Source organism: Pseudomonas sp. P7548, assembly GCF_013386585.1.
GTDB lineage: Bacteria > Pseudomonadota > Gammaproteobacteria > Pseudomonadales > Pseudomonadaceae > Aquipseudomonas.
Genome location: NZ_JACARO010000108.1, coordinates 1 through 7,976, shown reverse-complemented (window position 1 = coordinate 7,976; position 7,976 = coordinate 1). Strand labels below are relative to the sequence as shown.

At 61.6% G+C, this 7,976-nt stretch carries 7 protein-coding genes; all 7 read left to right on the top strand.

The window, feature by feature from the left end; genetic code table 11:
* Nucleotides 1–788: GlxA family transcriptional regulator (locus HX803_RS30130; RefSeq protein ID WP_178925750.1), on the top strand; the 788-nt coding region annotated here is incomplete at its 5' end.
* A 138-nt stretch (nucleotides 789–926) separates the two neighbouring features.
* Entirely contained in the window at nucleotides 927–1,649 is a 723-nt protein-coding gene (locus HX803_RS30125) for a GntR family transcriptional regulator (RefSeq protein WP_178925749.1), read from the top strand.
* Between the two features lie 82 nt (nucleotides 1,650–1,731).
* A complete protein-coding gene (locus tag HX803_RS30120; RefSeq protein WP_178925748.1) occupies nucleotides 1,732–3,051 on the top strand; it encodes an FAD-binding oxidoreductase in 1,320 nt (439 codons plus the stop codon).
* Between the two features lie 161 nt (nucleotides 3,052–3,212).
* Nucleotides 3,213–4,544: an MFS transporter gene (locus HX803_RS30115; protein WP_178925747.1), complete on the top strand. Its 1,332-nt coding sequence runs from the start codon at nucleotides 3,213–3,215 to the stop codon at nucleotides 4,542–4,544.
* A 38-nt stretch (nucleotides 4,545–4,582) separates the two neighbouring features.
* Nucleotides 4,583–5,485, top strand: a complete 903-nt coding sequence (locus tag HX803_RS30110) for a dihydrodipicolinate synthase family protein (protein ID WP_178925746.1) — start codon at nucleotides 4,583–4,585, stop codon at nucleotides 5,483–5,485.
* Nucleotides 5,485–6,981: an aldehyde dehydrogenase gene (locus HX803_RS30105; RefSeq protein WP_178925745.1), complete on the top strand. Its 1,497-nt coding sequence runs from the start codon at nucleotides 5,485–5,487 to the stop codon at nucleotides 6,979–6,981. The genes HX803_RS30110 and HX803_RS30105 overlap by 1 nt, the downstream gene beginning before the upstream one ends.
* A 114-nt stretch (nucleotides 6,982–7,095) precedes the next feature.
* The gene (locus HX803_RS30100) at nucleotides 7,096–7,971 is read left to right on the top strand and encodes a DMT family transporter (protein WP_178925744.1); all 876 of its coding nucleotides are present in this window, start codon (nucleotides 7,096–7,098) and stop codon (nucleotides 7,969–7,971) included.
* Nucleotides 7,972–7,976 lie beyond the last annotated feature (5 nt).

Sequence of the window (7,976 nt, the reverse complement as noted above, 5' to 3'; positions counted from 1 at the left end):
TCAGCGACCTGGGCCTGGTGATCCGGCCGGACGAGCGTCTGACGCCCGATGCGGTGTGCGAGCTGGACCTGTTGGTGATCTGCGGCGGCTATCGCACGCCGTTGCGCTACAACGATGAACTGAGCCTGTTGCTGGAAGTGGCGGTGGAACAGGGCGCGGCGCTGGCCGGGATATGGAACGGTGCGTGGTTTTTGGGCCGGGCAGGGCAGTTGGACGGGTATCGGTGCGCGGTGCATCCGGAGCATCGTCCTGCAGTGGCCGAGATAGCCCGGTTAACCCATGTGACGAGTGAAGCCTACGTGGTGGATCGTGATCGGCTGACGGCATCAAGCCCGACGGGTGCCTTCTATATGACCCTGGAATGGATCCGCAGCCTGCACGGCAAAAGCCTCACCGATGGCATCGAGGACATCCTGGCGTTCGAGGCGTCACGCTTCAGGCGTATCAAGCCGATGTTGAACCTGTCGGTCAGCGGACCGTTGCGTGAGGTGATCAACCTGATGGACGTCAACCTCGAAGAACCGTTGCAGATGCTCGACCTGTGCCTGTACGCCGGCCGCTCGCGACGGCAGATCGAGCGCCTGTTCAAGGATCAGCTCGGCACTTCGCCACAGCGTTATTACATGGACCTGCGCATCACCGAGGCGCGGCGGTTGTTACAGCATACCTCGCTGAGCATCGTCGAGGTGTCGGTGGCCTGTGGTTTCGTCTCGCCGAGTCATTTCAGCAAGTGCTACAGCGCCTATTTCGGGCATCGGCCTTCGAAGGAAATCCGCCTCGTCAAATAACTGATTAAGCCCGTAGCCATTGGGCCATAGTCTCGTTTTACGTTGTGTATATTAATTGTAGACAATAAGAATATTGTTGTTTTATAGTGCGAATACAGGTAGTAGACCGTGTGCACTTACTACTAGGAAGGTTTCACCATGGCTACCAAAGAACTCAGCACCCCGGCTCCCGTCGAGCCAACCATCGACCGGAAGGCGGTCTTGGGTGATGCGCTGCGGCGCCGCATCCTCAGCATGGAACTGGCACCGGGTGCCGTGGTGGATGAGTTGGCGCTGTGTGATGAGTTCGGTTTGTCGCGCCCGCCGGTGCGTGAACTGATGCGGCAGATGGCGGCGGAGGGCTACATCGATCTGGAAGCCAACCGCGCGGCAAGGGTGTCGGCGATGAGCTACCAGTCGCTGCGCAGTTTTTTCCTGGCAGCGCCGTTGATCTACATTGCCACCACGCAGTTGGCCTGCTCCCACGCAACGCCCGCTGAAGTTGAGGAATTGAAGCGGATACAAGGTTTGTTCCGCACGGCCATCGATGAAAAAGATGTCGAGAACCGTGTGTTGTACAACGACGAGTTTCACCTGCAGATCGGCAAGATGGCCCACAACGCCTACCTGATGCCGAGCTTGCAGCGCTTGCTGATCGATCACGCCCGTCTGGGCAAGATCTTCTACCGCCATCCGACCACGGTGGATATGCAGGAAGACCTGGAAGTGGCCGCCCAGCAGCACGACGACATGATCGACGCAATTGAACGACACGACCCGGTCTTGGCCGGGGAAATCGTGCGGGCCCACCTCGAACTGTCCCGTCGGCGGATGTCCGAGTACGCGGCGCCCGAAGGCCTGGATGTAGCGCTTACCTTCTGACCGGTTGAGGCTGGGCAGTGTGACGCGATGCAGACGGGTGGCTGTTAGCTCTAACAACTATAAAAGAACCCAGGTCGCGAACATGGCACTCATCAGAAACACCCCGGCAGACGATTCAACCTGCGGCTGGTTTCATCTCAGCCCACCGCGCGTGGCCCGCCCGCCACACAGTGGCATTCGCTCGGCGCGCTGGGCCGTGGTAGGGGCGGGGTTCACCGGCCTTGCGGCGGCCCGCCAACTGGCGCTGAATTTTCCGGATGACGAGATCGTATTGATCGAGGCGCAGGAAGTCGGCTATGGCGCCTCTGGGCGCAACGCCGGCTTTGCCATCGACTTGCCCCACGACATCGGCGCCGAAGACTATATCGGTGACATTGCCACCGCCAAAATCAGCATGGAGCTCAACCTCGCCGGGCAATCGATGCTCCGTGCGTTGGTTGCGCAGCACGGCATCGACTGCCAGTGGCGCGATTGCGGCAAGTACCAGGCCGCTGTCGAAGATCGCGGCATCGCGGTACTGGACGCCTACCAGCGCGGTCTCGACAAGCTCGGCCAGGCCTACCAGGTGATCGAAGCCGACGAGCTGCCCAGCCGCATCGGCACGGGTTTCTATCGCAAGGCGCTGTTCACCCCGGGCACGGCCCTGGTCCAACCGGCGGCACTGGTCAAAGGGCTGGCGGACACCTTGCCGTCCAACGTGACCCTGTACGAAAACACCCCGATCACCGACGTGGAGTACGGTGACAAAACCGTGCTCAGCCACAAGAACGGCCGCATCATCGCCGACAAGCTGGTGCTCACCAACAACGCCTTCGCCATGAGTTTCGGCTTTCTCAAAAGTCGCATGCTGCCGATCTTCACCTACGCCAGCCTGACCCGTCCGCTGGACGAAGAAGAGCAGGCGCGCCTGGGAGGCAACCCATTCTGGGGCGTGATTCCGGCCGATCCCTTCGGCACCACCTTGCGCCGCACCGTCGACAACCGTTTGCTGGTGCGCAACAGCTTCAGCTTCAACGCCGACGGGCGTAGCAACCCCAAGTACCTGCAACGCTTCGTCAAGCGCCACAAAGCCTCCTTCGACCGCCGCTTTCCGCTGCACCGTGACGTGACCTTCGACTACACCTGGGGTGGCTCCCTGAGCCTGTCGCGCAACCACATGGCGCACTTCGGCGAGCTGGCCAAGAACGTTTACGGCGCCCTGTGCTGCAACGGCCTGGGCGTCACCCGCGGCACCGTCACCGGCACCTTGCTGGCCGAATGGCTGGCGGGCAAAAGCAATCACCTGGTGGACTTCCTGTTGACGTCCCCGGGCCCGAGCAGAAACCCACCGGAGCCGCTGCTTTCAGCGGGTGTAAACATGAACTTGCTATGGGGACAAAGTCGCGCCGGCCAGGAAAGCTGACCCGCAACACGCTAGTTACGTAATACCGAACTTAATCTATTGATTGGAAAACAGCAGGCGTTTGCGCGACTGCGGTTTCTGATTGAGACGGCATTCATTCGCCTGGATTTCAAGTGTGCGTTGTACTCCGGCAAATGAACGAAGCGAAGTAGGAGATAATAATGACAAGTCCGAATGCCTCAATTGAGGATATACCGCTCAATAACTTTCACCGATTGCTCACGGCCCGTTCGGGCGGTGGTTCATTCGTCGATGGTTATGTATTAAGCATTATCGGCATCGCGATGATGCAGGTGACCGGCGCCCTGGCGCTGACCGAGTTCTGGCAAGGGCTGATTGCCGCGTCTGCCTTGATCGGCGTGTTCTTCGGCGGTTTTATTGGCGGCTGGTTGACCGATAAGTTGGGGCGCAAGAAAGTTTATTTCATTGGCCCTTCGTTATTTATTGTGTGTTCCCTGGCGCAATTCTGGGTTGAATCGGCCTGGGCGTTGTTCTTGTTCCGTTTCATCATCGGTTTGGCCGTGGGCATTGAATACCCGGTGGCCACTTCCTTGTTGGTGGAGTTCCTGCCCAAGAAACAACGGGGCCCACGGCTCGCGGCGTTGACCATTCTGTGGTTTGCCGGTGCGGCGTTTGCCTATGTGGTCGGCAACGCCATCATCAACACCGGCGCCAATGACGCCTGGCGCTATGCGCTGGCCAGCGCCTCGGTGATCGGGCTGGTGCTGTTCGTGCTGCGCCTGGGCACTCCGGAATCCGCGCGCTGGCTGCTCAGCAAGGGGCGTGACGCCGAAGCCGAGCAGGTGATCAAGCGTGTCTACGGGCTGCACTATTCGCTGCGCGACCTGCCCGAGCAACCTGACGAGCGCAAGATGACCTTCCGCGACCTGCTGCGTTCGGGTTACGGCAAGCGGTTGTTCTTTGTCTCGGTGTTCTGGTCCTGCTCGATCATCCCGGTGTTCGCCGTGTACGCCTTTGCCCCCAAGGTGTTGCAAGCCCTGAACCTGAAAGGGGAGTGGGCTTCCTACGGCTCGATGTTCATCACCCTGCTGTTCGTGGTGGGTTGCGTCCTCGCTACACGGCTGATCAACACCATCGGCCGACGCAGCATGCTGATCCACAGTTTCCTGTGGTCGGGCCTTGCCCTGCTGTTGCTGGCGGCATTCTCCAACAGCCATGAGCTGCTGGTGCTGTGCCTGTTCGGCGCCTACGCCGTGTTCATCGGCGGCGCGCAAGTGCTGCAGCTGGTTTACCCCAACGAATTGTTCCCCACCGAAATCCGCGCCTTTGCCGTCGGCATCGGCACCTCGCTGTCGCGGGTCGGCGCCGCCGTGGGCACCTACCTGGTGCCGCTGTCGCTGGCCTCGATCGGCATCGGCAACACCATGTACGTCGCGGCCGGCGTGACCTTCGTCGGCCTCGCGGCCGCCTGGGCCATGGCCCCGGAAACACGCGCGTTGAACTTGCGCGACGCAGCGGCTTTAAGCAGTTGAGCGAAAAAAACCTCATATTCACAGTTGGAGAGACACCCATGAAATTTGAAGGCATCTACACCCCGGCAATCACCCCGTTGACCGCCACTGGCCAGATCGACAGCGCAGCCTTCGCAGACGTGCTGGAATACCTGATTGAGTCCAAGGTGCACGGCATCATTATCGGTGGCTCCACCGGCGAGTACTACGCGCACACCGCCCAGGAGCGCATCGACCTGGCGGCCCACGCCAAGGAAGTCATCGGCAACCGCGTTGCGCTGATCGTCGGCACCGGCGCCATCCGCACCGAAGACTCGGTGGAATATGCCAAGGCTGCCCGCGCCATCAAGGCCGATGCGATCCTCGTCGGTTCGCCGCCGTACGCGTTGCCCACCGAACAGGAAAACGCCATCCACGCCTTGGCCGTGGACCAGGCCGCGGGCTTGCCGATCATGCTCTACAACTACCCGGGCCGCATGAGCGTGAGCATGGGCGACGAGTACTTCAAGGCCGTGTCCGCCTCGAAAAACGTCGTGGCCATCAAGGAAAGCTCGGGCGACATGGGCCAGGTCCATCGCCTGGCCACTCAATACCCGAACATCGCGCTGTCCTGCGGCTGGGATGACCAGGCCCTTGAGTTCTTCGCCTGGGGCGCCCGCAGCTGGGTGTGTGCCGGCTCCAACTTCGTGCCCCGTGAACACATCGCGCTGTACGAGGCGTGTGTGGTCGAAAAAGACTTCGACAAAGGCCGCAGGATCATGGGCGCGTTCATGCCGCTGATGGACTTCCTCGAAGGCGGCAAATTCGTCCAGGCGATCAAGGCCGGGTGTGCGTTCAACGGCCTGCGCACCGGCAGCGTGCGTGCGCCGCTGCAACCGCTGTTCGAAAACGAGAAACACGCGCTGGAGACCGTCATTACCGACCTCAAGCGTAACGTCGCACACATTGTCGGAGGTGCATGATGACCCATCTGCTCAGCGCCGCCGAATACGCGGCCATTGCCCAGGACATCCGGTTCCCGACCACGTCCTTCATCAACGGCGCGGCCCATACCTCGGGTTCGGGCAAGACGTTTACCACCACCAACCCGGCAACCGGTGACGTGCTGGCTGAAATCACCGCGTGCAACAGCGACGACGTGGACTACGCCGTGGCCTCGGCCAAGCAGGCGTTTGACGATGGGCGCTGGCACACCCTCAGCCCGGGCACGCGCAAGAAAGTTCTGCTGCGTTTTGCCGACCTGCTGGAGCAGCATTCCCACGAACTGTCCGTGCTCGAAAGCCTGGACAGCGGCAAGCCGGTGCGTGAGTGCCAGCTGACCGACGTGCCGGAAACCATCCACATGATCCGCTGGCACGCCGAGCTGATCGACAAGATCTACGACAACACCGCGCCAGTGGGCAATGACGCGCTGACCCTGGTGGTGCGCGAAGCCATCGGCGTGGTCGGCCTGGTGCTGCCGTGGAACTTCCCGCTGCTGATGCTGGCCTGGAAAATCGCGCCGTCCCTGGCAGCCGGTTGCTCCATCGTGGTCAAGCCAGCCAAGGAAACCACCCTGACGGCGCTGCGCGTGGCCGAGCTGGCGTCCCAGGCCGGCATCCCGGACGGCGTGTTCAACGTGGTTTCCGGTGGTGGCCGTGAAGTGGGCGAGCCACTGGGGCGTCACATGGACGTCACCATGGTCAGCTTCACCGGCTCCACCGACACCGGCCGTCTGTTCCTGCAATACGCGGCCGAATCCAACCTCAAGCGCATCGTGCTGGAGCTGGGGGGCAAGAACCCCGCCGTGGTCATGAACGACGTGGCCGACCTCGACCTGGTGGCGGGGCACATCGTCAACGGCTCGTTCTGGAACATGGGCGAGAACTGCTCGGCGTCGTCACGCCTGATCGTCCACGCCGATATCAAGGACGCGCTGCTCAAGCGCATTGGCGTGCAGTTGCAAGGCTGGAAGATGGGCAGCCCGCTGGACCCGGACAACCGCCTGGGCTCGATGGTCAGCCGGGCGCATTTCGACAAAGTCAGCTCGTACCTGGTGCAGGCCGGCAACGAGAACCTGCAGGTGGTCTTCGGCGGCAAGACCGAGGATGACATCTACGTGCAACCCACAGTGGTCGATGGGGTTGGCGCAGACAGCGTGCTGTTCAAGGAGGAGATCTTCGGCCCGGTGCTGACCGTCACCACCTTCACCACGCTGGAAGAGGCTATCGCCCTGGCCAACGACACCATCTACGGCCTGGCCGCGTCGGTGTACACCGACAACCTGCGCAACGCGATCAAGCTGTCCCGTGCGATCCGCGCCGGCATTGTCACCGTCAACTGCTTCGGTGAAGGCGATGCCTCGACACCGTTTGGTGGCTACAAGCAGTCCGGGTTCGGCGGGCGTGACAAGTCCATCTGGGCCCACGACCAGTACACCGAACTCAAGACCATCTGGATCGACGTGTCCGAAAGTTAAAAAAACAGGCGCCCCTTTACAAAGCTCCACGCAAGCGGCGATGGGGGCGCCTTCCTTTCAACCGGGTCAACAATAAGAAGTCCACGGCCCTGCTCGTTTTCTCGAAGCCCTTTCATGACTGCCTATCGTACTGCCCTGACTTCTGCCCATGTCACTGCCATTCTGTTTGGCCTGACCGGTATTTTTGGCGCGCTGATCCACGCCAGCGCCAGCGTCATCACCTTTGGTCGCGCGGCCTTTGCCATGCTGGCCCTGGGGCTGTTTGCGCGCTTGCAAGGCCGTGCGCTGCTGCGCGGCCTGACCCTCAGGAAACTCTTGGTCTACGGCCTTTCGGGGCTGATGCTGGCCGCGCACTGGGTGACGTTCTTCATCGCGATCAAAGTGGGCGGCGTTGCCGTCGCCACCTTGGGTTTTGCCAGCTTCCCGGCGTTCATCGCCTTGCTCGACATGGCGGTATTTCGTGATCGACCGCACCTGGCCGAAGCGCTGTTGCTGCTGCTGGTGACCTTCGGCCTGGTGCTGGTGACTCCCTCGTTCGAGGTGGCCAACCAGGGCACCGTCGGGCTGTTGTGGGGCATCGCCTCCGGACTCTCGTTTGCCCTGCTGGCGATCACCAACCGGCGTGCCACTGATGGTCGCAACGGTGTCCAGGTGGTGTTCTGGCAAAACACAACCGTGGCCGTGGTCATGGCCCCGTTTGCCCTCGCCGACCTGCCGGGCATCGGCTCGCTCGACTGGCTCAACCTCGCCATCCTGGGCGTGCTGTGCACGGCGCTGTCCCAGGCGTTGTTCGTCAAGAGCCTCAAAGGCCTCAACGCACGCAGCGCCGGCATGATCATCTCGCTGGAGCCGGTCTACGCCATTGCCTGTGCCTGGTGGTTGTTCCATGAAGCGCCATCTTCGCGGATGCTGGCCGGCGCCGCGCTGATTGTGCTGGCAATAGTGCTATCCGCCCAGGCCGAAAAACCCCACCCAACCCCCAACTTGTAGTGAGC

Bases quoted from the DNA above. Each gene is read 5' to 3' on its own strand.
- HX803_RS30125 (WP_178925749.1), top strand. From the start codon at position 927: ATGGCTACCAAAGAACTCAGCACCCCGGCTCCCGTCGAGCCAACCATC.
- HX803_RS30120 (WP_178925748.1), top strand. From the start codon at position 1,732: ATGGCACTCATCAGAAACACCCCGGCAGACGATTCAACCTGCGGCTGG.
- HX803_RS30115 (WP_178925747.1), top strand. From the start codon at position 3,213: ATGACAAGTCCGAATGCCTCAATTGAGGATATACCGCTCAATAACTTT.
- HX803_RS30110 (WP_178925746.1), top strand. From the start codon at position 4,583: ATGAAATTTGAAGGCATCTACACCCCGGCAATCACCCCGTTGACCGCC.
- HX803_RS30105 (WP_178925745.1), top strand. From the start codon at position 5,485: ATGACCCATCTGCTCAGCGCCGCCGAATACGCGGCCATTGCCCAGGAC.
- HX803_RS30100 (WP_178925744.1), top strand. From the start codon at position 7,096: ATGACTGCCTATCGTACTGCCCTGACTTCTGCCCATGTCACTGCCATT.